This is a genomic window from Nostoc sp. (assembly GCF_036917555.1).
Taxonomy (GTDB): Bacteria; Cyanobacteriota; Cyanobacteriia; order Cyanobacteriales; family Nostocaceae; genus Nostoc.
Genome location: NZ_JBALDD010000074.1, coordinates 99,767 through 126,464, shown reverse-complemented (window position 1 = coordinate 126,464; position 26,698 = coordinate 99,767). Strand labels below are relative to the sequence as shown.

The window sequence follows — 26,698 nt, the reverse complement described above, 5'->3', positions numbered from 1 at the left end:
CACATAGTTAAGTAAAATTGCCAGTAGGATTTTTACGTCTGATAGCAATTACAGATGGTTTGGGAAGACTTCTAGGTTGACCCTTTCCACCGTCAGCAGTTGAGATGTTACTTGGCCAACTACTGCCACGAGGGACAGTCCGGGTCTGATTGAATGTAATACCATTCAAATCCAGTAGTTCAATCTCACGACTTAAAATCGTACCATCATTAATTGGGCTATCTTCGCCGGGATGCTGTACGGAAATAATCAGCGTATCTCCCACGAAAGTTGGCCCTGTCATCTCACAACGCACTGGCCCTTGAGCAAAAGGTATTACCTCTCCCGCATGAGTACCAGTAGTAGGAATGTAGAATAACCAGTTATTACCGAAAACTCCTGTGAAATTGGAAACATTACCACTAACTGTGTGGTCGATGATAGTTACAGTCCCGGCAGCACCGACATTAAAACCATTGTGAGTGGTGGTAGACATATCCGTTACCCCCCAAATATTTGCCTTATTGTCGAAAACTAGGTTATCTACATTTGCAAAACCAGCACCAGAAATTGATCCGCCTTCGCCACCCTGAGCAAATCTTTGCCAACGGAAGGTTAGACCAGTACCATCGGCGCTATCTTCAATAATCTTGTACAATCCCCCGGATTGCTGCGTTGCGTTGACGTTTGTACTTAACTTGGCAACCTGGAAAATGCGCGAATCTGGATAACCGTCGCCTCCTGGCGCACCGTCAGTATAGGCAATGAATACTTCTTTGGTGGTCGGATGCACTTCTATATCTTCTGGACGTGCGGTGGGCGTTCCGCCGGCCAAATTCGCTGCTAAAAAAGCATCACTGAGAATAGCACCTTGGGAAGTGTAGAAGTCAGATAGCTTCTTACCTTGATAAGCAGGTAGTCTCTCTGCTTCGTTGGTGCGATCGACTGCGAGGGAACCACCATCTGTAGTTTCACCTGCAATACCATTGCGTTTTGGTAGGGGTAAAAGACCATTTCTTTGAGCAGAACCCAAAGCAGCAAACTCCACCGAAGAAATTACCGATGGCGAAATAGGATTGGTGGGAGTGGTTAAACGTAACGGTATCCATTGACCCGTACCATCTGGATTGTAGCGGGCGGCATACAATGTACCACTTTCCCATAAACTGCTGTTAGCTTTATTGGTTAGTGAAGAAATAACACCTGCGCTGATAAATTTCCAGGTGTGTCCCCCACGTCTATCATCACCCATGTAGGCGATTAACGGCTTCCTAGCTTCAGCACGGATGGCAACGTTTTCATGGCGGAAACGACCCAATGAAGTGTGTTTGCGAGGGCGGAAATTTGGATTAACAGGGTCAATTTCGACAATCCAACCGTATTTTTCACCAACTAAACCGAAAGTTTTACCAGTAGTAGCATCAATGTAACCTGTTTGAGTACCATTAGGGTTGACTGGTTCTGTAACACCAACAAAAGCTCCTACACTTCCTTGAAAGTTCTCTTCGCCACTTAAAATAGTTCCCCAAGGAGTTGTACCGCCAGAACAGTTATAGCTAGTGCCAATAATTTTGTTACCTAATCCATCAGAGGAGAGGTTAAATACTTGGGTTGCAGCCGGGCCAGTTGCGATGAGATAGTTTTGATCGCCTTTTTGGTAGCTGCGACTTCCCCAAGAAGTGACATTTTTATATTCATCACTCCTTTGGCTATTAATTCCCAACCCAGAAAGACCATGAAGGCGACGATTTCTTGCATCACCTTTAACCACAGCATAACGGTTACTAGAATTACGTCGAGAGATGCGGACAATTGATCCGCCTAAGTTATATAGAACTTCGCCGTCAAATTCAATACCTCTGCTTGTAGGTAAAGCCCAGCCAATCACTGATTCAAAGGTGGTAGTCAATCCTTTAACATCAGCAGGAGCTTCTGGTGCTAGATCGGAAAATGGAAAACTGACGTATTCGTGATTAACCCACAAATAGCCGACATCGTTGCTTCTACCCAGAGGAATGAAACCCGTATAATCGTTGTTGTAACCGAAATATTCATCTTTGTTAGGAAAGACGCGATCGCCCCAGCTGATAATTACATAACGTTCATATTCTGGTGGCACTATCAGATCATCAACTACGTTGTAGCTATTTAACTTTGTATTAGCAGATGCATTGATTACCTGTCCTTGACCGATTCCCGTTGGCAAGAAACTTTTTTGCTGTTTATAAACGGGTAAGGAATGGGGTAAGCGCACTGGTGTAAAGCTCAGTGGCCTGTTGCTTGCTCCGGCAATACTAGAAACACCATCTATAATTGTGTCTTTTAAGACAGCAGCACCAGCACTGCCAGCAAAAAATACTAAAATTTGTCTGCGACTTAATTTAGACATTAAACTCTCCTCTGTTGTGACACCAAAAATTTCATAAAGGCAAATCTTGATTACTGACAGAAAAAGCCATCAATTATTTAGGTGAAATGCCATATATTTTGAATAGTCAGTAACCTGTTATTAAACAAAAGGTTGTTTGCTATTTAGGTTAGTTAACTAGACAAAAAATTTTCAGTTTGTCACATAATCTAATGACTAAAAATTAACGCTAGGTTATATCTTGATTAATGGGGATTTATTTTGTAGTTGATTAAAGCCTTTGTTCTCTACTAAATCTCAAAATAAGAAGTTACAAATCCAGTCAGGAACAGTGTCAGCACCCCATGTGTCCTATCCTGGAGATGGATAAATCAATAGTGTTGTGGGTGAGACTGTGTTTTTCAGCGTTGTGATACCGACTTATAATCGCCAACCGATTTTAGAAAAGTGCCTCCGCGCCTTGGAGTTGCAGGAGTTAAGTCAGCCAAGTTCAGTTACTGATTACGAGATTGTCTTGGTAGATGATGGTTCTACCGATGGCACATTGGAGTGGTTAGCAGCACACAAAGAAGAGTTTCCTCATGTGCGCTGGTTTAAGCAAGATCATGCTGGCCCAGCTGCGGCTCGGAATTTGGGAGTAGAGAAGGCCCAAGGAGACACAATTATCTTTATTGATAGTGATTTGGTAGTGCTGAAGAATTTCCTGCAAGCTCATACTGATGCACTAGTGCTAGGGAAAGAGAAATTGGGGAGCGATCGCTTTTTCACTTACGGTGCAGTTATTAATACTTGTAATTTCGATAACCCAACTGCTGAACCCTACAAAGTAACCGATTTTTCAGCAGCTTTTTTTGCTACCGGAAATGTAGCAATTCCCAAACATTATTTAGAGCAAGCCGGACTTTTTGATACTAGTTTTCGACTCTATGGCTGGGAAGATTTAGAATTAGGTGTGCGGCTAAAAAAACTAGGTTTAACACTAATTAAATGTCCAGAAGCCGTAGGATATCACTGGCATCCAGCATTTAACTTAGAGCAAATTCCCCGATTGATTGACCAAGAAATTCAACGCGGACGTATGGGAGTTTTGTTTTATCAAAAGCATCCCACATGGGAAGTGCGAATGATGATACAAATGACTTGGCTGCATCGCTTACTTTGGGGAATTTTGTCACTTAATGGTGTGTTAAATGAACGGACAATGGCTCCGTTATTGCAATGGCTAATTAATTTAGGTAAACCGCAATTAGCTTTAGAAATCGCCCGGATTTTCCTCAACTGGTACAACGTGAAAGGTGTCTATGAAGCGTATACTCAAATGCAGCAAGCATCGTGATTGAAAAGTGGTGTGTTAAATTAACCTGAGTTCGACGTAAAAAAAGTCTCTAATCCAACGTGAGTTTGACGAATTAAAAAAGGTGCAAGTAACCCGCCGCAATCTCACGATTGATTGGCTACTATTAATTATTTAGCTTTTGACTACTTTGCACCGCTATAACCTCTGCCCTCTGCTGTTATTTCATTCATAATCTCTTCAAAAGATGAGAGTTCATGATATGGTTCTATTGCTGCGACTGGAATACTACCACTAGGAGAATCAACATTTTCAAACAATTTTTCATACATTTCTGAACTATGGGAGACTGCTCGTAACAACTTTGAATTATTAGGAGCTTGTTTTGCGCTTTCAATAAGAGCTATCCTGTAGTTCTCTTCTGAAAACGGTAAGAATTTTTTTCGTGTACTGGTATCCCAGAATCTATCCACTTCAAACTGTAATTGTTTCAACAGATTAACTGTGATAAGCCAACTAGGCGCTATTTGATTTGAATTAACCAAACTAGCAGCTACAGTTATCCAATGCGGTATTGCTTGAAAAATGATTACATCAGCATGAGAACCTATGTATATAGGTTCATAATTTACATTAATAGTTAGACGTGCCTTTTCAGGCAGTCGTGTTACATTTTTAATAACAATACCTACCTTGTCAGCATTGACAATTACTTGACAAATTTCAATCTCGTGTCCGTGGGAGATACCCTTACTCAACTTAGATGTTGAAAACTTACAAGAGAATGTCAATGGTATTTTGTCACTCAAAACTAATGAGTAGCTCAAAATACTTTCATCCCCAGCGTTGAAATCGTAGGGGACTTCTAGATTCTTTGTTCGGTAAATTAGTAAATCTTGATCAGATAATTGTTGAATTTTTGGATTTATCACAATGTAACTTCTTCTGCCCCATTTAAATCACAATAATAAAATACTATACACAACATAAGCTGAGAGAGATGCTAAACGAGTTTGGAATGGCTGACGACCTTATTTAACAACCCGAAGCAGGAAGAGGAAACAGATAAGATATATTAAGTTAAAATCGCCCCACCCATCAATCGCTCATATCGATACTTCAACTCTTCTTTCATTAAATACCAACGCTCTAAAGTAACATCCATTTCTATTATTTTCTCCGCTGCTTGCCGCGCTAAAAGTAAAACTTCCTCATCGTCAACTAAACTCGCTAAGGTAAAATCTGGCACTCCAGATTGACGAGTTCCCAATACTTGCCCTGGGCCACGAAAACGCATATCCATCTCGGAGATGAAAAAGCCATCCTGAGATTGTTCCAACACCTTCAACCGTTGTTGAGCATCAGGACTTCTAGAACTGCTCATCAATAAACAGTAGGACTGAGCCGCGCCCCGACCAACGCGCCCCCGCAGTTGGTGCAGTTGCGATAAGCCAAATCGTTCTGCATTTTCAACGAGCATTACTGTAGCATTAGGTACGTCTACACCAACCTCAACAACAGTAGTAGAAACCAAAATTTGCGTTTGGTTATCGCGGAATTTAGTAATTGCTTCGTCCTTTTCGGCTGAACTCATGCGACCGTGTAGCAACCCAACTTGAAAGTCGGGAAAAACACTTTCTTGTAACTTTTGATGCTCGTCAACAGCCGATCGCAAATCTAATTTTTCTGATTCTTCCACTAAAGGCAAAACCACATAAACTTGTCTACCTTGGACAATTTCTCGGCGGATCAGGTCGTAAGCATGGTTGCGTTGCTGACCTGACAATACTGTTGTCTGAATCTTTTGCCGTCCCGGTGGTAACTCATCAATTTGGCTCACATCCAAATCCCCGTGTATCGTCAGTGCTAAGGTTCGGGGAATTGGGGTAGCTGTCATAGTTAACACATGAGGTTGATTGCCTTTTTGCTGCAAACGTGCCCGTTGTTCTACCCCAAAGCGATGCTGTTCATCTATAACTACTAACCCCAGTTGATGGAAGTTTACGGGGTCTTGAATTAAGGCATGAGTTCCCACTAACAGAGGTAATTCACCAGTTCCTAGCTGAGAATGTATTTGTCTTCGTTTCGCAGTTTTAGTCGAACCTGTCAGTAATTCCACTGGTAAATGCAGTAGATTAAACCAGCTAACTAACTTGCGATAATGTTGTTCTGCCAAAACTTCTGTAGGAGCCATCAGCGCCGCTTGGTAGCCAGATTGAATTGCTGCAAGGATAGCCAGCACGGCGACGACTGTTTTACCAGAACCGACATCACCTTGCACCAAACGATTCATTGGCGCAGGTTTTTGTAAATCGTTGAGAATGTCGTTGAGAACTCGTTGCTGGGCGCCAGTGAGTTGAAAAGGCAGTATTTCGTGAAATTTCTCTACAAGTTGACCACGTGGGACAAGGATGGCGCTGGTTTGAATCGCTCTTGCTTGCTGTTGACGTTGCAGTAACCCAAGTTGTAAGTAGAAAAATTCATCAAAAACTAGGCGACGACGGGCAACTTGTAGGACGGCGCTATCGCTGGGAAAATGGATATTAGCGATCGCATCTTTTAATTCCATCAAACCATACTTCTGCCGCAAACCACTTGGCAAAGGGTCTTTCAGGTTAGCCGCAGCGGGTAAAGCAGCAATTACCGCCTGTCGCACTGTATTCGCCACCACGCCTTCAGTTAGTCCATAAATTGGCACTACCCGCCCAATATTTAGCGACTCAATCGTATCTCCTGGATTTGCCAAAACCTCTAGTTCTGGATTATCCAGTGTCAATCCATATTTACTTTCTTTCACCAACCCACAGGCTGCCAGAATGCTACCTACTGCATAACGGCGTTTTAAACTTTCTTGCCAAGCGCGACTGCTAAAGCGCGTACCTGCGTAAAAACGACCAATTTTGATTTGACCGCTGTTATCTTTTACTACCAATTCTAAAATTGATAATTTCTGATTTTTAGGGCTAGTAAAGCAGTTGCAACGCTTCACTGTAGCCACTATTGTCACTGTCTCACCCGCCTGTAACTCGCGGATATTCACCTGACGCGCATAATCAATATGGTCACGAGGATAGTAGAAAAGCAAGTCACGGACGGTATGTAAACCAAGCCGTGCCAAATTATCAGCTTTTTTAAAACCTATTTCTGGTAAATCACTGAGTTTTTGCTCAATTTTTGGTGCAAGTCTCCGACTCACCTCAGTAACAATTGGAGATTTTGGACTTCGGCTACGCTCAGTCGAACGATTTTTAATTTTGGATTTATAAATTCTCCCTTGCTCGTCTGCTCCTCGGTCACTGAGCGTAGCCGTTCGCGCAGCGTCTCGTAGAGAAGTGCTGTTCCCCTGCTCCCCCTGCTCCTCCTTCCGCTGCTCGTCTTGCTGTAGTTGGGAAAGATACCTACGAGTCTCTGCTACTAAATGCTGCCTTTCTTCCAGTGCTAGATGTGGATAACTAGCAAATTGCACCGCTAATCCTTGCCAACGGCGGCGTTCAGTTTGGGGTAAGCCTGTTGGGAATTTGCCCAAAGTTAGGCTCAGAAATTCACTGAAACGGTATTCTCTGCCCATCAAGTCTGTAAAGCCACGTTCAGCTTCTATTGCCAAGGCTTTGTGCAATCGGATCCAATCTGGTTTTTCATTAATCATTGGTCATTGGTCATTGGTCATTTGACTCTGGACATAGACGCACCAGCGGCTTCCTGCAGGGTAGGACAAATGACTAATCCTCAAACCAACTAGCACGCCATGCAGCTTCCGCTTCAGCGATCGCCTTTTCTTTATATCTCTTTTTATACTCTCGTCCTAGTTTGTTTAGCTGAACTAAAATACTGCGGATTCGCTTGCGCTCTGAGGAAAGTGTCACATCAGCAAATTCAATTTCTCCTAGCCGCAGGTTAATAGCCATAATTTGAGTCAGTCCAGAATCTTCTGACTGTTGCTCATTTTCAATTTCAATTACTAAGTTTAATAAATTGGGTGGCCCTGGCATTACCTCAGCAGATGCTTCTGATGCCGCTGCCGCCGCTGCTGCTAAAATCGGTTCTGGTAATTTTTTCGGTAATACTCCAGCTTTTTGTAACAAAAGATTAGCATCGTGCGAAAGTTTTTTCAGTATATCTTGCGCGGCTTCTTCTAATTTCTGTTGCCATTTTGCCAGTTCTATAGGATCAGAGGTGTTGGCAGTGAGATATTGAGAATTAGAAGTGTCCAGAAATAGTGAAGATGAAGAGGATATTACTTCCTCATCCACCTCATCTCCCTCATCTCCCTCATTTTCCCCTGATTGTTCACTTGTAAGATAAATGAGCAATTGTTCAGCTGCGAGTTGACCCAACTTGCGGATGGCTTGTTGCAATTGCTGGCGCTGATTCAATGACAAATGCAGAAAGTTTTCGGGATATCCTTGGGTACAGAGGTGGTAACTTGCGAGAATCAACTGTTTGCGTACAGCTAGCCCCAAGGTGTTTAGATAACTAGCATAAGCGCTTTGTAGTTCGATTGCGATCGCCCGGATCGCTTCTTGGAGTGCTGCAATATCCTGCTCAATTCGCTCGATTGCTCTTGCCATATTTTTCACTCTTGCCCATCTGAACCATTACATAGTACAAATGTACAAATTTATTTTAGGATAACTTTCCAGAGAATTTTAGATTTTAAATTAAAGGCGAAATTTTCTGTCTTTACTAAATAAAATACAGGTCAGGCTATTTGCTTGACCTGTCCTTTAAGCAGTTAGGAATTAAGAATTATTAAGTTATAAATTATGAAGCTAACTTCCTATTAACTCCTAACTCCTAACTCCTAACTCTTAATTAATATTACTTGGTGCCCATTTGTGCAGCAACTTCATCAGCAAAGCTCATTTCTTGCTTTTCAATGCCTTCGCCCAGTATATAACGGACAAAGCGAGTCACTTGAATCTCTTCGCCTAATTGCGCTTTCACTTGCTTTATCAAGTCTTCCACGGAAATACTCTGATCGCGAATGTAAGGCTGATCGAGCAAAGTTAATTCTTTCAGGCGTTTTTCAATCCGTCCCTGAACAATCTTTTCTTTGATGTTTTCAGGCTTGTTCGCCAAATCATCCTTGCCCATTTCAATGTCTTTTTCCTTTTGGGCAATTTCGGCAGGGATTTGGTCTACACTCACATACTCGACATTAGGACAAGCCGCAACTTGCATTGCAGTGTTCCGTGCCAAGGTTTGGAACTCTGAATTAGTAGCCGCTGACTCAGTTTGAGAACCCAGTTCTACTAATACACCAACTCGACCGCCAGTGTGAATGTAGCTGTCTACTACACCTTGTGTGCCTTCTGCTATTGCAAAATTAACAAAGCGGCGCACTTGGATGTTTTCACCAAGGGTGGCAATGGTTTGCTTGATAGATTCTTCTACAGTCGCACTTTCATTATCAATATAGGGTTGAGCCAACAAAGACTCAACACTATCAGCTGTCGCTGCTTGCTTTGCTAGATTCTTAACTAAAGCTTTAAAAGCCTCGTTACGAGCAACAAAGTCGGTTTGGCAGTTGACTTCTAAGAGTACACCCACTCGACCTCCAGGCTGAATGTAAGTGTCTACTAGACCTTCTGCCGCAATGCGATCGCTTTTTGCCCCCGCTTTAGAGATGCCCTTTTTCCGTAGCCAGTCTGCGGCTTCTTCTACGTTACCTTCAGTCTCTATCAGTGCCTTTTTGCAGTCCATCATGCCAGCACCAGTTTTTTGGCGTAGCTCTTGGACGAGTTTTGCAGATATTTCCGCCATTTTACCTCAATTCCTAACTTGACCTCGAGTTGTAATCACTCACCTAATTTAGTACTGAGTACTGAGTTTTGTTAGCGTTAGCGGGGCGTTTAGCCCGTGCTGAGTTTTGAGTGTTCAGTTATCAATTTTATTCTTCATTGACAAATCACAACTTACAACTTCAAAAATAAAGACTCAGCACTATCCAATTTGCTGAGTCTTTCTATCTTACTCAGCACTCAGCACTCTTGACTCAGCACTATTCTTCTGTTTCCTCGTCGGGAATTACGGCATCAGTATATTCGGTTTCTTCGTAGTCATCGTCATACTCACTACCGTCATAATCTTCGTAATCATCTTCAGCATCCAGCTGACCGTGACGACCTTCATAAATGGCATCTGCCAATTTTCCGACTATCAGCTTAATTGACCTGATAGCATCGTCGTTTGCTGGGATGGGGATATCTACTACATCGGGGTCACAGTTTGTATCCAACATGGACACAATGGGAATATTCAGCTTTTGGCATTCTTGAACTGCGTTATATTCCCGGCGTTGGTCTACGATTACCACGATGTCGGGCACTTTCCGCATTGTTTTAATGCCGCCCAAGTATTTCTGAAGCTTCGTCATTTCCCGACGTAGCATTGATGCTTCTTTTTTCGGTAATAAATCTAGTGCGCCAGTTTCTTCACGGCGTTCTAAATCTTTCAGACGGTCAACCCGTGTTTTAATGGTTGCCCAGTTGGTCAACATTCCGCCCAACCAGCGTTGGTTAATGTAGTGGGAACCACAACGGCTAGCTTCTTGGGCAATAATTCCAGCTGCTTGGCGCTTGGTGCCGACGAAAAGAAATTTCTTTCCTTGTTCTGCGTGCGATCGCATGTAGTTGTAAGCATTATCCATCAACTGGGCAGTTTGCACCAAGTCGATAATATGCACACCATTGCGGGAAGTATAAATGTAAGGAGACATTTTTGGGTTCCAACGCCGGGTCTGATGCCCAAAGTGAACCCCTGACTCCATCATTTGAGCCAATGAAACTACTGGCATATATTTTTCAACTCCAATTCGGGTTAAACCTCCATCCAAGTATTTCCCAATCGGAAAACACCCGAATTCTTAGATGTGCGAGATTAGTTAACCATACTAGGTTAACACAGACTGCTAACCCAATAGGAAGAGTTGTAGATTGATTAATAGATTGAGGGTGAGAAAATAGGGCTGCCCACTCAACAATCAGGCAACACTATGCTTTTAGTGATGAAAATGTTGCTGTTTTAGCATCTCATCTACTCGCGGTCTTCTTGATCCTTGGGTTTGGGTTTTTGTCGCCGTTGTTCGATCTGATCGTCGATAGTTTCTCTCATTTTGCGATCGGCAGCGTCGATCGCAGAATACTTAAAGCTGTAAATTGCGTGAAGAGTGCCTTAATTCTACTTCTCCGATTATAAATATTATTACTCATCAAGAAAGTGGAAAAAGTGTAAAAGTATAGTATCATCGGCAGTCTGGGTTGTCTTTACTACAGCGTACAGCAATTTTTATAGTCCAGCGACGACCCTGTGTGTTACTCAATAGTATCGGGGTCTACATTGAGCGATCGCAACCTTGCCTTTAACTGTTCTATCTGCAATTCTGCCTGTTCAGCTCGTTGGCGTTCCTGTTCAGCTCGTTGGCGTTCCTGTTCTACCAATTCTTCTGCTTGCTGTCTTGCTAAAACTTCCTGTCGTAAAGCTTCTGCCAGTTCATTTGGGATCAGTAATTTTTCCCCTGTATCCTCTCGATGAAACCCAATTAGCCTTCCCTCAACCACCAAGCGCAGTTGTAAGGGTTCACTGCGTCTATCTTGTATCGGTTCGTAAATTTCTCCCCGCAGGCGATAGCCACGTAACTGTTGTTCCACCCACTCACCTTTAGGGTCAAATAGCCAGTATTCCTTAACACCTAGCTGTTCATAGAGGGTCTTTTTGAAGATTTCGTCTTGTCCCTTAGTCCCAAAGGATGTCATTTCAAAAATAACTGTGGGTACTTGACCCTCTTCCCAAACTTTATAATTGTCCCGACCGCCAGGTGCAACATCAAAAATCACCATTACATCTGGGGCTACCCGCAATTTGGGAAAGCCCTGTGCATAGTAAAGAAATTGATTTGCCAATACTGTTGCCTGACGATTTGCCAGATACTGTTTTAGGACTTCTAAGGTAGTTAGTAAAGCATAAAGGTGGTCGTAGGTTTCTGCCACTGGTTGACCATCAGCACTGGGGTAAAAGATTTCTGATTCGACACTAACAGGTAGAGTAGCTGTCATGGTTGTAAGTTCAGTGCTACGAGATTATTGTAGAACAACTCTACTTCTGCCTACCTTGAGATGTGTAAGCTTTTCAAAATATAACTAGACAACTCACAAAATCCTTCCCCTTCGGCAGCAGTGGTAATGTAAGCAGGCTGATATTTCAACTGATTCAGATATTCCAGGACATTTGCCACGCCTACAGAAACAGGAAAATAACGCCGATCGAATAAACTTTCATCATTGGGGCTATCGCCAACAGTGACAATTTGTTCTGATAAATACTGGGGCAAATATTCGCGCAATACCTGCAACAATCCTACAGCTTTATCTTGCCCTTGGGGTTTAATGTGACACTGCACGTTGCTATAGGTAAATCCCCAACCCATTTGTTGACAGAGATTATTTAGAGTTTGTAGTTCGTCTTCACGCAAACCAGCTACATTAAAAGTCCAGTCAGTGATGCGAAAGCGATTGTCAGCAGATTCTTGGATTTGGGGAAATTTAGTTTGTAAATTCTCAAAAGTTGTAGCCAAGTGCTGGCGATGGTGAACTAAATCGGGAATGGGTGTTAAAACTACTGGTTTCTGATTTCCAGGTGGAAAGTATAAACCACCATTTTCTGCCATCGCACCTGCCACTGGCATCAAACTACTCAATCCACTTACCCACCCAGCAGAACGTCCTGTGACAATTAGCACTTTAATGTCAGCTGCGGCTAAATCCTCTAAAGCTTGCAGCAGTGCAGGAGTAAATTTTCCTTGTCTAGTCAGAGTGCCATCCATATCTGTGGCTATCAGACGAATATTGCTAAAACTTGTAGATGAAACCTCAGATAGGGGATGGAGGCTCAAGTGTCTGGACATATACGGTTTCTAAAACGCTGTAAAAAATATTAATCATACAGCAAGATGACCTTGAAGATTTGGGCATCCTAAACATCAGGAGTCAAGTTTTTCAGTTTCCAACCATGTCCACCTCAATGTTTCTTGCCCAATCCTCTGGGAAAAAGACTACTAAAAAGGCATCCCAGGAAGTACCAGCAAGTAATCCTCAAATACCACCGTTATTGTTGGTAACTTCTGGAGGACTGGCTTTAGTGGTGATTGCTTTGATTGTGTATATTAAACTCCAGATGGATAAGCTGGAGAAAAAACTTAAGTTTGAACAATTCCGTGCGCGAGAACTAGAGAAAAAATTTAAGCTGGCGCTGGAAACAATTCGCAAAATGGAAACTAATCCCGATTTGGTGAACTCACGGGACTTTAACCTGGATTATCTGCGAATGCGGATGTCAGAGGAGGTGTTTCATTTTGCAATTCTTAATCAAATAAAGATTCAGATTAAAGAAAAAATTTCTCAAGCCCTGCGTCCAAATCAAGCACAAGTTGGATCGGTCGGAATTGCTAATAGCGCTGGACGGCAAGTAGATGAAATTTTTGATGTAGAGTATGAGACTGGTAGTCCAGGGAATTCTGCTAAACGGGTGCTGTTTCGGATTCAAATCAAGTTAATGAAGTTACCGACGCAAGCAACTTCTGCGACTATTAGTCAAATTATTGATTGTATAGAAACTTACCTAAGCCCCATAGAAGATGAAGATAGTTGGCAACCAATAATTCAAGGTCGGATTGCTACCATGCATTGGGATCAAAAGGCTAAACCTACGCCTCTACTGGTGCTGGAACAATCGAATGAAGGCGTGAATGTAACTTTTCGTACTAGTCGTCAACCAAATACTCCAACTCCACCAAAGTCATCTGGAATTAAAAAATCAGGCTCGGCTAGACAATAAATTATGGCTGTTATTAGTCATTGGTAATTAGTCATTGGTCATTCACAAAGGACAAATGACTAATGACTAAAATCATGACTGAATAACTGTATTGGGGGAATTACGGGTTAGAAGACCATCTTCCATTTCGACGATGCGATCGGCTATGTCTAAAATGCGGTTGTCATGTGTCACTAATAAGATGGTAGTTCCCTGATTTTTGGCTAGACTCTGCATTATTTCCACAACATCACGTCCTGATTGTTTGTCTAATGCTGCTGTTGGTTCGTCTGCTAATACCAAGGGAGGACGGTTCACCAAGGCGCGGGCGATCGCAATTCTTTGTTTTTGTCCACCAGAAAGATTGTCTGGGTAGTAATCGACTCGTTCTTCTAGACCAACAGACCTTAGCATAGCTTTTGATTTAGCCATTGCTTCTGTTTGAGAAATATTATCGTTCAATTCTACTGCCATTTGCACATTTTGCTTGGCTGTCAAGAACCCTAGCAAATTGTGAGCTTGGAAAATATAACCAATGTTGCGTCGCATCTGCACTAATTTGTTTTGACTGACGCCAATAAGTTCTTCACCTAAAAATTTTAAACTTCCCTCTTGTACAGACCGCAAACCACCAATTAAGCTCAGTAATGTTGTTTTACCTGAACCTGATGGCCCAGTCATAATCACAATCTCACCGGGATAAATTTCTAGGTTGATATCAAATAATATCTGTTTTCTCAGTGCGCCTTTGCCATAGAAGTGATTGAGATTTTTAATTGCGATTACAGGTTCTTTTTCGATCATATTTTTGTTAGATATAAATTAGTAGTTCCAAAATTTAACTGTAGTGACTGTCAGAAATTAAATTTGCTTAGTTATTATCATAAATCAAACTTATTATTAATATCTTTTAATTAATATTGAATTAATTAAAAGATATCTGCTGGATCGGCAGAGCGTAATTTTCTAACTGCGATCGCACCAGAAATAATACACATTAGCATAGTCAAAATCAATACCATTACCGCTCGATCAAAACTCATAAAAACTGGTAAAAGTGTTGCATTTCTGGCGCTGTTATACATAAATAAGGCAAAAACTATTCCAGGAAAATAGCCTAAAACAGCTAATAATAAAGCTTCTTGAAGAATGACCGTCAATAAATAGTTTTGTGTGTAACCTATTGCCTTGAGGGTAGCGTACTCAGCTAAATGATCTGCAACTTCTGTATAAAGAATTTGATAAACAATTACAGTCCCCACAATGAAACCCATGACAGTCCCTAATGTGAAAATAAAGCCAATAGCTGTACTATTTGCCCAATAATTACGCTCAAACTCAATAAATTCTTGTTTAGTTAAAACATTTACTTCATTAGGTAAATACTTTCGTAATTCTTGGGCAACAACATTAGCATTGGCTCCCGGTTTTAATCTAATTAGCCCAATATCAATTAATCCTTTTTGACGATTGCTGAATATTCGCAAAAAGTTTATATCACTGGTAATTAAATTACCATCTGCGCCAAATGATGCGCCTAAAGTAAATAGCCCTTCTACTTTAACTCGCCGCCTTCGTACTTCTGCTGTTACAGTCTTTCCTTGCTCATAACTAGCAGCGATCGGGCCATACTCTACCCTAGAAGACCGATCAAATAGAACTACATCAGGTAGTTTAAGTTTATCTAAATTTTCTTGAACTCCAGGTAAGTTAAGTAGGTTAGTTTCTGGGTTCATTCCAAATATCAGGATACTCCGAGGCCTTCCTGTAACAGGATTTTTCCAGATTGTATAGTCCAAATATATCGGATGTACTGATTGAACTGTGGGTAATTCTAAAGCTTTATATAATCGCCGTTGAGAAAAGCCTCTCATCGCCAATATAGCGTTAGATTGACTATTAATTAAAACAATATCGCCTTGCAAGCTGTTATGGAATCGAACGTTACTATAATACAAAGCATCCCGAAAGCCGAGTTGCATAAACATTAAAATATCGGCAAAAGCAATTCCTGCTAAAGCCACAGCTAGGCGAGTTTTTTCTCTTGTCAGTTGTAGCCATGACAAAGTAATTTTTTGATTCATTTTATAGGCGTCTCAGCAAGTTTAGTGATTTTAGATTTTCAACCTATTATGGTGACACCCGTACCGGATTGATAGAATGTTTAAAATTGATTAAACAGACTATTAAAGAATATTTTTAATCCAAAATATCAAATTATGGATTGGGATTACTGCTCACCTACAACTTAATTAATTATTAATATCGACAATAACTTTGGCGTAAGTTAAACCAGAAACTTTCTGGCTATCTTCTGGAGATAGAGCAATTTTAACTTCTACAACTCTGGCATCCACATCTGCTGCTGGATCTGTATTCAGCACATCTTTTTTACCAATTTTTCTGCCAATTTCAGTGACAGTTCCCTTTAATTCGCCACTAAATGCGCCGTTATCACTGGTGATAGTAGCATTTTGACCAAGACGCACTTTACCAATGCTGTCTTCAGCGACTTCAGCAATGACAAACATTTGCTTGGTTTGGCCAATTTCAGCAATGCCATTTGCGCCGATCGCTTCACCCGATTTGGTGTAAACCTTTAAAATCTCTCCAGCGATTGGTGCTTGAACGTAGCTTAACCTTAGTTCTGCTTCGGCTTTTCTGACATTTGCGATCGCATTACTAACTTGGGCTTGCGCTACTTGCACATCGGTAGGACTAACATCTAAAATTCTGCTTAGTTTGGCCTTTTCTTCATCGATTTGTCTTTGCAAAGTTGCTACAGCTTTATCGCGGTTAGCTTTAGCTTCGATTAACTGCTGTTGCAAAGTTGCTAAATTTTGTATTTGGTTGGCTCTAGCCTCAGCAAGTTGCTGTTGCAAAGTTGCCAATGTCTGCTTTAGGGTAGCTTGGCTTTCAGCCACCTGCTGATTAGCAGTTATTGCACTTAAGCGTCTTCTGTCCCGCTCTTGCTCAGAAATAGCACCTTCTTTGTATAAATAATCATAGCGTCCGGCATCGACTTGAGCATTACGCTGTTCGGCTTTAATACGTGTAAGCGTCGCTCTGAGAGCATCTCTTTGCCCACTGAGTTCAGCTTCTAGGCGATTCACAGTTGCTTGTTGGACAAGTTTATCACCACTTAACTGAGCTGCAATCCGCGCGATCGTTGCTTGTTGAGCATTCCTTTCCCCAATTAACTGCGCTTGTAGGCGAGCAATAACTGCTCTTTGAGCTTGAATATCTCTTGGAGAGCCAGCCCTGACTTGCGCTAAATTCGCACTGGCTTCTTGGACTTTCGCTTTTGCCTCTTGTAGTCCGGCTACTTGGGTATCGCGGTTGTCCAAAATTGCCACAATTTGACCTTGCTTTACCTGTTCACCCTCTTTCACCAGAAGTTGTTGAATTCGTGACGATGGCGCTAATCCTGATGATGGAGCAGACAATTTAACAACTTCACCTCGCGGTTCCAAACGCCCTACAGCGCTAATGCTATTGGTAGATGGCATTACTGGTACGGATGTAGTTAGTTTTCTTAACTGCTCGATTTTGGCCGTACCTAGTATCCCAGCGGCGATTACTACTGGCACGGCTACAGCGATACCCCACCAAATGTTAGGTTGTTCATGATTTAGTGTCTGTTCACTTGGCTTCGGCTTTTCAGTCACCCTTGACATAGTATGTTGCCCATTTACCTGAATTGTGCTGATGGAAGTAAAAATAAAAAGGTTTTTAATCAACAGCCAGCTGTTAGGACAAACAACAGTGGTTTCAAGCTGGGTATGGCTTAAAAATCCATTGTGTGATGAACGTTCAACACTATGGCTTTACAAAATGGTGTTTTCTATAGCTGCTCATACCAATTTAAAATTCAAAATGACGCTCTCTACGAGACGCTACGCGTAGCTTGCTTCTCTGTAAGAGTACACGGACTCGCTCTAAGCGTTCGTGTAGCGTCTCGTAGAGAAGCTATGCCGTTCGCGTTAGCGTCTCTGAAAGAGAAGGCTTTACGCTGCGCTAACAAAATTCAAAATTAAGAAAGCCAGACAGAACAAAGGTTTGGGAGTATGTATCTGTCGCATTCTTTTTTCAAATTGGTATCATTATCTATGCAATACACTTTGATCTTTCTCCTAAAAGGAGAGAAGCTTTGAGGCTTACTAGGTTTAGGTGTGTATTGAAACTGAGAAACGCTATAGTAGCTGGCTATTCAATAACTCTGAGTATTATTGAGACATGAGTGCAATGGGAGTTAGCAGAATTTACAAGCAGTATGAATCTAGATATAGAGACGCGACATATCATGTGTCTATAAAAAATTCTAAATTGGTATGATGCGGTACTTTACTGCTACATTCATTACAGCTATAGTTAGTCACAAAATTGAAAAGAAACGTCAAAAATAGACTGTTGCCTTTGTTGGACACAATCTTGCTACAAAAGTTAGTCTTCCTTAAGTAAATCAACAATTAACTAACTAAAAAATGTCTGTTCACCCTGAGCGAAGTCGAAGGGTCAACTTGAACATTCCTAATATCACAGTTTCCTTAATTTTCTGGTCAATGAGTTAGCTGTCTCTAGTTGTTTGCACCTACCTAGACAACAAACCATTTTGTGATATTCGCTTCAAAGACCTTACTATTCTCCCTGTTGCTGTTTTGGAACTCCATTAAACTCTCGTTGAATGAATTCTACATTTATCCGTTAGCTGAAAACGTAACAGAGCCTACAGATAGGGGAGATGAGGGAGATGGAGGAGATGATTAAGTTGGGAGATCGAATAAAACTGTAGTCATGTAATTTTCTGCCCAAACTGGGCCAAAGGCTTTTTCTAGTACACGGCGGGTTTTATCGTTTTGCTGCTGTTTGGTACAGTAGTTGTGTTGTCCGGCAAGATTTTGTGTGACTTGTTCAACGGAAACAGGACTAGAGGCGATCGCTTGGGTACAATGAATGTCTAAAAATTCTCGCACCCGCGACAGAAACATTGTTTCCTCTTCTGGGGAACTGGGGCGCACAAAGATACAAAAATCTGAAAAAATATTTCCCCATTCTGGTAATTCACGGGGTTGGGAAAAGTTAAGCACTGTTAGCTGTGTCAGTGCAGAAGTATAAGCTTCTGGTAAGGTGCGCTCTAACTGAATCGGAGAAAGGTCTGCGATCGCTGCACTAATTTGACCTCTACCTCCAACTAAATCACAACCAAACATCGGCAGGTTGTATTCTGGACGAGGAAACATGACGCAGTGCAAAATATCCAGCATATTTCCGATTTTCGCCAGTTCCAAGTGCATTTTCCGAAACTGGGGCGTTTGATAGCAACGGTTTTCAATCGTCAGTTTTTCGCCTTCTAATCTACCTTCCACATACCCCAACTCATTAGGCAAATGGTAGGGGGATAAATCCAGGTGCTGATGCCAAGCTGCCTCAATACAATCAGCTAGCTGACGAATTAGGGGATGTTGTTGCTCACGCAGCGAGGGCATAGAAGTAAATGACATATTCTAGTTGGGAATGCGATCTAGTGGCCAGTTTACAACTTGTCGTGTCATATCTGTTGTGGTCTGCAATACAAGCAAACACTTACACCCAGCCAACGTAAATTTATAAGACAGATACTTTTCACAAGGATTATTTATTTTGTAGTCTAGGTTACAAAAATAATTTTAGATTAGCCCATTTTTGAAGGCTAATAGAAAGCTATGAAACTAGATTTTCATAGACCAGATTTTGCTATGCAAGCAAGAAGGCTTTATCTCGAAGTTTACAGCAGTTAAGAGCTTCTAATTGGTTAGACCTTTTGCTACTTCTCAACCCCTTTAATTTTGACGAAGCACTTTTATTGTCTTCCAAAACGACAACTCAAAAGCTACTGGCAGCGTATGTTCGACATCCTATCACTGTAGATGATGCCTGTTACCGCAAATAAACGCTATAACCGTAGCGGCAATTGAACCGGATAAGGCACAAGACACGAAACAAATGCCCAAAGGTCTTAAAGTCGAGCATTAAATTACTGAGATTGATTTGGCTTCAAGTTGCGATCGCCCATTATCGTGATGCACCAGGGCTGCCATTCCATGTTCTTGGGCACGTAGCTCTTGATCGGATATTTCTGGCTCCTTAATATAGACCGAACTCACTAAGATATTCAGGACTCCACCTTCTTCAGCCTGACGCACAGCACGATGCGTAATCAATTCACCCACATTCAGAATCACGTTGTCTTCTGGATCAAGAATGACGCGGGTAACTGGACGACCCAGTGCAAGTTCAATTCGTTGCTTCCTCATCGCCCGTGTGCTGCGTCTTTGTAGCATTTCTGCCTTCTGTTTCAAGGCTTGCCAGAAAGTGTTGAGGTTTTCTTGGGCGACGCTTGCCCCCTGGCGCACTTGAACTTTGGTTTCTAACCATGTGTCACTTGTGGTAGAACGAACTGCGGTTGCCACCAGACCAGCAGCGTTCAGTAATTCTGCTTGTTTGCCGTAAGTCTGGGCACGAGCAAGGACGGATTCAGTTACAATCTGCCCAGATGCCGCAATAATTAAGCCATCGTCAGCACGTACTGTTTGCAAAACTCTGCGCCCTCTTGCCTGCTCGATCGCCACACGTACTTGTGTTGCCAGCCCATCAACCGAGTGACGTAGATTAGCAGCACTGCTCATCGTTGCACTCCCAATTTGATTGCTAGTAGATTCTGTTGCTGCTTTCAAATTGCGGCTAATGTTTGCAGTCAGACTGCCACCCGTGGCTCGATAGAGTTCATCAAGGATACCTATGCGCTCAGCCGCTTCTGCATCGACTAGGGTGACTGACTGCCCCTGTAGTAGCAGTACACTACCGTCTGGAGTTAGCACATCCCGCTCAACATGCTTGCCAATCACGTATACTTTTTGCTTGGCAGGGTCAACCAAATTGTTTGTCAAGGAGGCAGCTGCATTTCGATTGAGGTCTTGCAGTTTGCTGCTAGTAGCATCAGTTGCGGCTTGTAGTTGCTCACCTGCATTCTGGCTTGCTGACTGTAGCCTGCGGTTCACGTTCTCTACTGAGCTTTGCAGTTGCTCACCTGCCGCTTGGCTGGCTGACTGTAGCCTGCGGTTAGCTGTTTGAGCCGATTCTTGGAACCTGTCTTCAGTTGCTTGGACGGCTCCCCGGATACCACCAACCTGTTCTTCCATCATCTGAGCAGTTTCTGGAGGCACAAAGGCAACATCATAACCAATTGTCAGTGTTTCGGGAGCGGGAACGAACGATCGCCCGGAGTAAGCATCGGCAAATATACCGCCAGAAACTTCGTATCCTTCCACCAGTCCACTATGCTCATCGAAGAACAAATCCACCAGTCCACCAAGGTAAAGTCCCTCAGTGGTCAGAATTCTTGTTCCTTTTAGTACGATATTCTGGTGCAGAATCTCTTTAATTGCAGGGACACGATGTGCCTTAACAACAGATTCTTTTGATTTAACTATGATCGCATCTGACCCGATCGCTTGCACCTCTTGTAAGGGAATGACTTTTGCATCCCGAAATAGTCCCTTCTCTTCAACCAGGAAACCTAAAAGCTGATTACGTTTGTGATCAAAAATTAAATCTAGAATTCGCTGAATTTTCTTACCCTTGTCAGAGGTGACGACTACTTTATCGATCACATCACTACCTTTACGCATTTCTCTATCCCTTGCAGTTATTATTAATTGGGTTATTTAGTGACTTGTTCGTTGGTTGGCTGAATTTTTAGCTGAAAATATCGTCCCTCTCTACCAAAACCGGGAACGATGTCAATAACGCCAAAGTATTCAAGGAGTACACTAAAGATGGCGACAAGGATGATGAGAACGGTGATGTTTGCTCCAGTATTAGAGCGCTGTCCTACAAGTCTAGGCATTTTTTTCTCTTATTTATTGTTGTTTTTTATCACCAAGCTTGCTGTAAAAATCAGACAAGTTTCTTTCCGTCATGATTAATTTGACTTACATATCTATCTCCCGACATATCCCATCGTTCAGTTTGCCCTTCAAAAATAAATAAATTAAAACAATATATTTCTCCAAGTCGATGCATTCACTATTTTTTATCCAATTTTTTGATCTATTTTGAGGAATAAATATTTTTATTTTTAGCTTTAATATTATTGTAGTACTTCCAAGATAATTTTAATTAATGTTTTCTAAGCTATCGTTAAAATTTAACTTTTTTTTGCACAAAATATACAACTTATACGCTATTCAAACGTTTGTTGAAACATGATTTGAAACAGTAGATTGTCAAACTAATTTTCGTTAGTAAATTACACAAAACTTAGGTTATAGCCATTTTCAATCTGGTGAGGTACAGGTATGCAAACAGACGTAACCCCCTTTCTGAAGCGGGAAGGGGGAAAAATTCAAAGCCTCTCTCCTACAAGGAGAGAAGAATGGAAGTGAGGTCAAAGTTGTACCTTACTGGGTCGAGAACCGTTATAGTTATTAGTCATTAACTTTGGACAAAGGATAAACGACTATTGCCACAAATCAGTGACATCGTATCCCAGTTCCTCTAACATGTGCCGCAGCAGGGGTAAACTGAGTCCAATTACATTGCTGTGACAGCCTTCAATTTTTTCCACGAAGAAACTTCCAAAACCTTCAATGGCAAAGGCACCAGCACACTTGAGGGGTTCACCTGTGGCAACATAAGCTTTAATTGCCTTCTCGCTCATTTGAGCAAAGTAAACTCTTGTAACTTGTGACTTGACTAAAGTACGGTTTTGGTCATGGTCAATTAAGGTGTGACCTGTGTACAAGTCGCCAAAGTTACCTTGCATTATCTGCCAACGTGCGATCGCTTCAGAGAAGTCTGCTGGTTTGCCGTAAATTTCACCATTGATGGACAAAACTGAATCACAACCCATAATCAAAGCTGATTCAAACTGTGGGGCTACAGTTTCTGCTTTATACTGGGCAAGAGTTTTGACCAATTCTGCTGGTTCACTTAGTTCAATTTGCGACTCATCAAAGTCACTAGGTCGAACTATCGGTTCAATACCAACAGTTTGCAGCAAGCGGCGTCGGGCTGGAGAAGCTGAAGCAAGTACAAAAGGTGGAATTTTCATAATCTGACCAACTTGGTAATTGGGGATGGGGTACTAGGCATTGCTTATTTCCCTTGTTCCCCTTTTCCCTCAGTCTTTTTTTAATTTTTAATTTTTAATTTTTAATTGATGTCTCCCTACTCCCTAATTAATAAACAGAAAAAGAATTGACAACCTCATCAATCATTCGTTTGACTTTCTGCCAACGTTTTTCAGGAATTGAGGCGTTGAAGGTAAAAAGTTTACCACGGCTCACAGCAACACTAGCGATGTTGTGTCGTTGCTGTTGATTTGGGAGATTAACCTCATACTCTAAAAGGTAGTATGTTTTACCGTCTACTTCTCGCTGTGCGGCATTGACTAATTCAGCCGAACGACCAGAGTCAGGAGGCGCAAGAGCCGCTTTTCCTAATTTGTATCCTACTTCTGTTGGGGTTCCCAATTCTGACAAAGTTTTGCCTTCTGGAACTGGGCTAATCACAACCGAAACATTTTCAGACACCTCAATCAAATCGTGGAAAACTACATCTGGTCCATCGGCAACTTTAACTGGCAGCCAGCCGTTAGGATATAAAAACTGATAGCCATCACTACTGTCTACAAAGCTTTTGAGTCCAGCCGCAGCCGCTACATCCGAATTACTCAGACTGAAGCTCAACACCAATAGCAAAATTAATACAATTCGTTTCCACATTTCTACAGATTCCTTTGGGCTGGAGATAACACAAGACTTGCATCATTTCTCGTCTCTATTCTCCCACCAACCGGGACGCTTCGGATAATGCATTAGATGGTGAAATATAAATGCTTAAAGTTCTCAATGATATTAAGATCCCAAATACTTCTTGTATGGCACGTTTGTACCATCCTTTGACTATTGCAATACACTCCAATCCGCACCTAATTATAAAAAAGGAGAGGCAGATAATTCTACCTCTCCTATACGGGGATAGACAAATTGCTTCAACTATCCCATGATTAATTCCAACTTACTAGGCTTAGTATCTGTTGGCTTTGTTGGGTTTGTGAACAATAAAGCTGAGAATTTGGCACTGCTTGATGTTGTCAAAACCCACAACACGGATATAGCTGGTGTTGAATTGAGAACGGCATCCTTGAACTTCGCTCAATACTTCTTGAGTAGATTTAGCACCGAACAAAGGCAGCTTCCACAGTGTCCAATATAATTCTGTTGGCTCAGAAGTTTCGTTAAACTCGATCGCTGGGATGTAACCTTGATTCAAAATGTACTGGATCTGCTTGGCAATTTGAGCGTCAGACAGAGGGGGCAGATAAGAAAGGGTTTCGTAACGACGCTCTTTTGGTAAAGTTTGCATATCTTTTGATAATGGGTTGCGATTTTTACTAGTAGATTGACCGAACTAATTGGATAAGTTATCCAAATTTTGATCTGAAGTTGCTTGCTGTTCTGGTTGCAGACTGGGGTTAGATGTGTCTATTCGTGTGATGCGCTCTAAATGCTGGCGACGCTGTTCCATGTTGGCTTGCTGAATGCCAGTGCGTACCATTTCTGGTAAAAATTCTGCAATTTCTTCCGCAATGTGTTCTCTGACAGTCATGATTCGCAAAGCCAAATCTGGTTTTTCTCGCAACAGTTGTTCAATGAATGACTCACCATTCTGAATTTTGCCAGACGAAAAGTTATGTAGCCAAAGTTCTAATGGCGGATTAGTTTCGCCTAGCTGTGCCAATACTGTCCTTAGAGCCTGATAAGTCAGATAACTTTGGAGAGTTTTGGCTGTGTCCTTCGCAATTTGCTTAAGATTCATGCTTGACCCCAGCCCTGAAGAGTTATAAGTTATGAGTTATGAGTTATGAATTTATGCAAATCTTAACTCTTAACTCTTGTAGAGACGCGATTAATCGCGTCTCTACTTCTAACTCCTAGCTTTTGATCAGACGGTATCCATTGCTTCAAACTCGAACTTGATTTCTTTCCACAGTTCGCAAGCAACAGCCAGTTCAGGAGACCACTTGGCAGCTTCACGGATGATATCGTTACCTTCACGAGCCAAGTTACGGCCTTCGTTACGAGCTTGAACAACGGCTTCCAAGGCGACGCGGTTAGCGGTTGCACCAGGAGCGTTACCCCAAGGGTGTCCCAGAGTACCACCACCGAATTGTAGTACGGAGTCATCACCAAAGATTTCTACCAGCGCGGGCATGTGCCATACGTGGATACCACCAGAAGCAACTGCCATTACACCAGGTAGAGAAGCCCAGTCTTGGGTAAAGTAGATACCGCGAGACTTGTCTTGCTCAATGTAGTTTTCACGCAACAGGTCAACGAAGCCCATTGTGATGCCGCGCTCACCTTCCAACTTACCAACTACTGTACCAGTGTGGATGTGATCGCCACCAGACAAACGTAGAGCTTTAGCCAATACACGGAAGTGGATACCGTGGTTCTTTTGACGGTCAATTACAGCGTGCATAGCACGGTGAATGTGCAGCAATATACCATTGTCGCGGCACCAACGAGCCAATGTGGTATTGGCGGTGAAGCCTGCGGTGAGGTAGTCATGCATGATGATGGGCATTTTGAGTTCTTTAGCGTACTCAGCCCGCTTCAGCATTTCTTCACAGGTGGGGGCAGTGACGTTTAGGTAGTGACCTTTGATTTCACCAGTTTCTGCTTGGGCTTTGTTGATAGCTTCAGCTACGAACAAAAAGCGATCGCGCCATCTTTGGAATGGTGCGGAGTTGATGTTTTCGTCGTCTTTGGTGAAGTCCAAACCACCGCGTAAGCACTCGTATACAGCGCGTCCGTAGTTCTTAGCAGAAAGACCCAATTTGGGCTTAATGGTACAACCCAGCAAAGGACGACCGTATTTGTTTAACTTGTCGCGCTCAACTTGGATACCGTGAGGAGGCCCTTGGAAGGTCTTGATGTAAGCTACTGGGAAACGGATGTCTTCTAGACGCAATGCCCGTAAAGCTTTGAAACCAAATACGTTACCGACAATTGAGGTCAACACGTTGGTTACAGAACCTTCTTCAAACAAGTCCAAAGGATAGGCAACGTAGGCAATATATTGGTTGTCTTCACCCGGAACTGGTTCGATATCATAGCAACGACCTTTGTAGCGATCGAGGTCGGTGAGCAAATCTGTCCACACAGTTGTCCAAGTACCTGTGGAAGATTCAGCCGCAACAGCCGCACCTGCTTCTTCGGGAGGAACACCTGGCTGGGGTGTCATACGGAACGCAGCTAGAAGATCGGTATCTTTTGGAGTGTAATCCGGTGTGTAATAAGTTAGTCTGTAATCTTGAACCCCGGCTTTATACCCAGATTTGCTCTGAGTCTTCGTTTGAGCGTAAGACATAATTTTATCCTTCCCTGAAATCACTCTTTTTTAATTATCAAATCACGTTTCGTGCAACTTCACCCTCACCTCGCTCTTGCCCCCCTTGAGCGAGGGTAAGAGCCGAAAAATTTTTTGTTAGGAGTTGCCTTTGGCAAAGGTTAGCAGTTTTTTTGCGGCGGACACTTTGGTAGCAGTGGTAGCCCTCCTCACCAGTGTTTTCCCCTTCTAGGGGTACACGACCTAGCGCTTCTACTGTTCCCTCTTGCTAAAAATCAAAATTCTTTTTTACCTCTTCTTCGCACCCAACTAAACCTTCTCAATTTCACTAAAACTTCCGCCTTTTGTGGCTTGATTTAGATAATTCCCCCATAAATCAGGGTATTCAGGGGATTGGGCTGGCTGGCACACATTCCCGCCTTTACACTCCTTATATCTTTCCCTTTGATGGAAAAGATACCAGAAAAGAATTTACTTGACAGAGATTTAGCAGAGTGGTGAGCAAAAGATAAAAGAATTGCACACCACGTAATTTGTAACTTGTTTCACAATATATCAAGAATTCGATAAGTTATTCTTTGAAAGTTTTTAACTTATCTATTTAATTTTGTTATTACATAAAGATTTAAACTTTTTGTTACAAGAGCTTTACAAAATGTCATTAATAACTGTAAAGGACTGAAAAGATGAGGGAGATGGGGAAATTCCCAGTCCCCAGCGATGCACTGAGTTTCGACACTTCGACAAGCTCAGTGCATCGCTGCGCTCAACTACCGCTTGTCGTTGGTGTGGTGACAGAGCTTTGTCGTTCGCGCAGCGTCTTGTAGAGAAGTGCAGCCTCTCCAAGGTTG

General features: G+C 42.3%; 22 protein-coding genes. 3 read left to right on the top strand and 19 right to left on the bottom strand.

The genetic code is table 11. The features are described from left to right. Positions 1 to 7: 7 nt before the first annotated feature. Entirely contained in the window at positions 8 to 2,368 is a 2,361-nt protein-coding gene (locus V7K60_RS28880; protein WP_334930735.1) for a PhoX family protein, read from the bottom strand. Between the two features lie 373 nt (positions 2,369 to 2,741). Here V7K60_RS28880 and V7K60_RS28875 point away from each other — a divergent pair, with 373 nt between their 5' ends. Next, the gene (locus V7K60_RS28875) at positions 2,742 to 3,683 is read left to right on the top strand and encodes a glycosyltransferase family 2 protein (protein ID WP_334930834.1); all 942 of its coding nucleotides are present in this window, start codon (positions 2,742 to 2,744) and stop codon (positions 3,681 to 3,683) included. A 143-nt stretch (positions 3,684 to 3,826) separates the two neighbouring features. Here the strand turns inward: V7K60_RS28875 and V7K60_RS28870 are convergent, their stop codons facing one another. The 7 genes from V7K60_RS28870 to V7K60_RS28840 form a co-directional block, all read right to left on the bottom strand. After that, a complete protein-coding gene (locus V7K60_RS28870; protein ID WP_334930733.1) occupies positions 3,827 to 4,573 on the bottom strand; it encodes a hypothetical protein in 747 nt (248 codons plus the stop codon). A 143-nt stretch (positions 4,574 to 4,716) separates the two neighbouring features. Next, entirely contained in the window at positions 4,717 to 7,287 is a 2,571-nt protein-coding gene (gene recG / locus V7K60_RS28865) for an ATP-dependent DNA helicase RecG (protein WP_334930731.1), read from the bottom strand. Between the two features lie 73 nt (positions 7,288 to 7,360). Then, entirely contained in the window at positions 7,361 to 8,209 is an 849-nt protein-coding gene (locus V7K60_RS28860; RefSeq protein WP_334930729.1) for a hypothetical protein, read from the bottom strand. A 250-nt stretch (positions 8,210 to 8,459) separates the two neighbouring features. Next, positions 8,460 to 9,404 (bottom strand): translation elongation factor Ts, encoded by a 945-nt coding sequence (gene tsf, locus V7K60_RS28855; protein ID WP_334930727.1) that lies wholly within the window; start codon positions 9,402 to 9,404, stop codon positions 8,460 to 8,462. A 238-nt stretch (positions 9,405 to 9,642) separates the two neighbouring features. Next, a complete protein-coding gene (gene rpsB / locus V7K60_RS28850; protein WP_012411819.1) occupies positions 9,643 to 10,437 on the bottom strand; it encodes a 30S ribosomal protein S2 in 795 nt (264 codons plus the stop codon). Positions 10,438 to 10,954: 517 nt separating this feature from the next. After that, positions 10,955 to 11,695: a Uma2 family endonuclease gene (locus V7K60_RS28845; protein ID WP_334930725.1), complete on the bottom strand. Its 741-nt coding sequence runs from the start codon at positions 11,693 to 11,695 to the stop codon at positions 10,955 to 10,957. A 50-nt stretch (positions 11,696 to 11,745) separates the two neighbouring features. Further along, entirely contained in the window at positions 11,746 to 12,543 is a 798-nt protein-coding gene (locus V7K60_RS28840; protein ID WP_334930723.1) for an HAD family hydrolase, read from the bottom strand. 104 nt (positions 12,544 to 12,647) lie between these two features. On the opposite strand from V7K60_RS28840, the gene V7K60_RS28835 reads away from it, so the two are divergent. Then, on the top strand, positions 12,648 to 13,472 hold the full coding sequence (locus V7K60_RS28835) for a hypothetical protein (RefSeq protein WP_334930721.1): 825 nt from the start codon (positions 12,648 to 12,650) through the stop codon (positions 13,470 to 13,472). A gap of 72 nt (positions 13,473 to 13,544) precedes the next feature. Here the strand turns inward: V7K60_RS28835 and V7K60_RS28830 are convergent, their stop codons facing one another. The 11 genes from V7K60_RS28830 to V7K60_RS28780 all read right to left on the bottom strand — a co-directional run bounded on the left by V7K60_RS28830 (position 13,545) and on the right by V7K60_RS28780 (position 25,868). Continuing rightward, on the bottom strand, positions 13,545 to 14,255 hold the full coding sequence (locus V7K60_RS28830) for a DevA family ABC transporter ATP-binding protein (protein ID WP_334930719.1): 711 nt from the start codon (positions 14,253 to 14,255) through the stop codon (positions 13,545 to 13,547). Between the two features lie 125 nt (positions 14,256 to 14,380). Next, a complete protein-coding gene (devC, locus tag V7K60_RS28825) occupies positions 14,381 to 15,535 on the bottom strand; it encodes an ABC transporter permease DevC (RefSeq protein WP_334930717.1) in 1,155 nt (384 codons plus the stop codon). Positions 15,536 to 15,703: 168 nt separating this feature from the next. Further along, a complete protein-coding gene (locus V7K60_RS28820) occupies positions 15,704 to 17,128 on the bottom strand; it encodes an HlyD family efflux transporter periplasmic adaptor subunit (protein WP_334930715.1) in 1,425 nt (474 codons plus the stop codon). 1,086 nt (positions 17,129 to 18,214) lie between these two features. After that, positions 18,215 to 18,952 (bottom strand): phycocyanobilin:ferredoxin oxidoreductase, encoded by a 738-nt coding sequence (locus tag V7K60_RS28815; protein ID WP_334930713.1) that lies wholly within the window; start codon positions 18,950 to 18,952, stop codon positions 18,215 to 18,217. Positions 18,953 to 19,459: 507 nt separating this feature from the next. Beyond that, positions 19,460 to 21,118, bottom strand: a complete 1,659-nt coding sequence (locus tag V7K60_RS28810) for a PRC-barrel domain-containing protein (protein WP_334930711.1) — start codon at positions 21,116 to 21,118, stop codon at positions 19,460 to 19,462. A gap of 32 nt (positions 21,119 to 21,150) precedes the next feature. Then, a complete protein-coding gene (locus V7K60_RS28805; protein ID WP_334930709.1) occupies positions 21,151 to 21,336 on the bottom strand; it encodes a hypothetical protein in 186 nt (61 codons plus the stop codon). Between the two features lie 612 nt (positions 21,337 to 21,948). Then, positions 21,949 to 22,542: a Maf family protein gene (locus V7K60_RS28800; protein ID WP_334930707.1), complete on the bottom strand. Its 594-nt coding sequence runs from the start codon at positions 22,540 to 22,542 to the stop codon at positions 21,949 to 21,951. 127 nt (positions 22,543 to 22,669) lie between these two features. Beyond that, positions 22,670 to 23,215: a photosystem II reaction center PsbP gene (psbP, locus tag V7K60_RS28795; protein ID WP_334930705.1), complete on the bottom strand. Its 546-nt coding sequence runs from the start codon at positions 23,213 to 23,215 to the stop codon at positions 22,670 to 22,672. Between the two features lie 304 nt (positions 23,216 to 23,519). Next, the gene (locus tag V7K60_RS28790; RefSeq protein ID WP_334824616.1) at positions 23,520 to 23,858 is read right to left on the bottom strand and encodes a ribulose bisphosphate carboxylase small subunit; all 339 of its coding nucleotides are present in this window, start codon (positions 23,856 to 23,858) and stop codon (positions 23,520 to 23,522) included. A 45-nt stretch (positions 23,859 to 23,903) separates the two neighbouring features. Continuing rightward, complete coding sequence (gene rcbX / locus V7K60_RS28785; protein WP_104905045.1) at positions 23,904 to 24,311, bottom strand: RuBisCO chaperone RbcX; 408 nt, start codon at positions 24,309 to 24,311, stop codon at positions 23,904 to 23,906. Between the two features lie 126 nt (positions 24,312 to 24,437). Beyond that, positions 24,438 to 25,868: a form I ribulose bisphosphate carboxylase large subunit gene (locus V7K60_RS28780; RefSeq protein ID WP_334930702.1), complete on the bottom strand. Its 1,431-nt coding sequence runs from the start codon at positions 25,866 to 25,868 to the stop codon at positions 24,438 to 24,440. Between the two features lie 674 nt (positions 25,869 to 26,542). Between V7K60_RS28780 and V7K60_RS28775 the strand changes: the two genes are divergently transcribed. Further along, the gene (locus tag V7K60_RS28775; RefSeq protein WP_334930701.1) at positions 26,543 to 26,674 is read left to right on the top strand and encodes a hypothetical protein; all 132 of its coding nucleotides are present in this window, start codon (positions 26,543 to 26,545) and stop codon (positions 26,672 to 26,674) included. Positions 26,675 to 26,698 lie beyond the last annotated feature (24 nt).

What these genes read in the sequence shown, in the direction of transcription:
- V7K60_RS28880 (WP_334930735.1), bottom strand. Translation starts at nt 2,368, where the DNA reads ATGTCTAAATTAAGTCGCAGACAAATTTTAGTATTTTTTGCTGGCAGT.
- recG (WP_334930731.1), bottom strand. Translation starts at nt 7,287, where the DNA reads ATGATTAATGAAAAACCAGATTGGATCCGATTGCACAAAGCCTTGGCA.
- V7K60_RS28860 (WP_334930729.1), bottom strand. Translation starts at nt 8,209, where the DNA reads ATGGCAAGAGCAATCGAGCGAATTGAGCAGGATATTGCAGCACTCCAA.
- tsf (WP_334930727.1), bottom strand. Translation starts at nt 9,404, where the DNA reads ATGGCGGAAATATCTGCAAAACTCGTCCAAGAGCTACGCCAAAAAACT.
- rpsB (WP_012411819.1), bottom strand. Translation starts at nt 10,437, where the DNA reads ATGCCAGTAGTTTCATTGGCTCAAATGATGGAGTCAGGGGTTCACTTT.
- V7K60_RS28845 (WP_334930725.1), bottom strand. Translation starts at nt 11,695, where the DNA reads ATGACAGCTACTCTACCTGTTAGTGTCGAATCAGAAATCTTTTACCCC.
- V7K60_RS28840 (WP_334930723.1), bottom strand. Translation starts at nt 12,543, where the DNA reads ATGTCCAGACACTTGAGCCTCCATCCCCTATCTGAGGTTTCATCTACA.
- V7K60_RS28835 (WP_334930721.1), top strand. Translation starts at nt 12,648, where the DNA reads ATGTCCACCTCAATGTTTCTTGCCCAATCCTCTGGGAAAAAGACTACT.
- V7K60_RS28830 (WP_334930719.1), bottom strand. Translation starts at nt 14,255, where the DNA reads ATGATCGAAAAAGAACCTGTAATCGCAATTAAAAATCTCAATCACTTC.
- devC (WP_334930717.1), bottom strand. Translation starts at nt 15,535, where the DNA reads ATGAATCAAAAAATTACTTTGTCATGGCTACAACTGACAAGAGAAAAA.
- V7K60_RS28820 (WP_334930715.1), bottom strand. Translation starts at nt 17,128, where the DNA reads ATGTCAAGGGTGACTGAAAAGCCGAAGCCAAGTGAACAGACACTAAAT.
- V7K60_RS28815 (WP_334930713.1), bottom strand. Translation starts at nt 18,952, where the DNA reads ATGTCATTTACTTCTATGCCCTCGCTGCGTGAGCAACAACATCCCCTA.
- V7K60_RS28810 (WP_334930711.1), bottom strand. Translation starts at nt 21,118, where the DNA reads ATGCGTAAAGGTAGTGATGTGATCGATAAAGTAGTCGTCACCTCTGAC.
- V7K60_RS28805 (WP_334930709.1), bottom strand. Translation starts at nt 21,336, where the DNA reads ATGCCTAGACTTGTAGGACAGCGCTCTAATACTGGAGCAAACATCACC.
- V7K60_RS28800 (WP_334930707.1), bottom strand. Translation starts at nt 22,542, where the DNA reads ATGAAAATTCCACCTTTTGTACTTGCTTCAGCTTCTCCAGCCCGACGC.
- psbP (WP_334930705.1), bottom strand. Translation starts at nt 23,215, where the DNA reads ATGTGGAAACGAATTGTATTAATTTTGCTATTGGTGTTGAGCTTCAGT.
- V7K60_RS28790 (WP_334824616.1), bottom strand. Translation starts at nt 23,858, where the DNA reads ATGCAAACTTTACCAAAAGAGCGTCGTTACGAAACCCTTTCTTATCTG.
- rcbX (WP_104905045.1), bottom strand. Translation starts at nt 24,311, where the DNA reads ATGAATCTTAAGCAAATTGCGAAGGACACAGCCAAAACTCTCCAAAGT.
- V7K60_RS28780 (WP_334930702.1), bottom strand. Translation starts at nt 25,868, where the DNA reads ATGTCTTACGCTCAAACGAAGACTCAGAGCAAATCTGGGTATAAAGCC.
- V7K60_RS28775 (WP_334930701.1), top strand. Translation starts at nt 26,543, where the DNA reads ATGGGGAAATTCCCAGTCCCCAGCGATGCACTGAGTTTCGACACTTCG.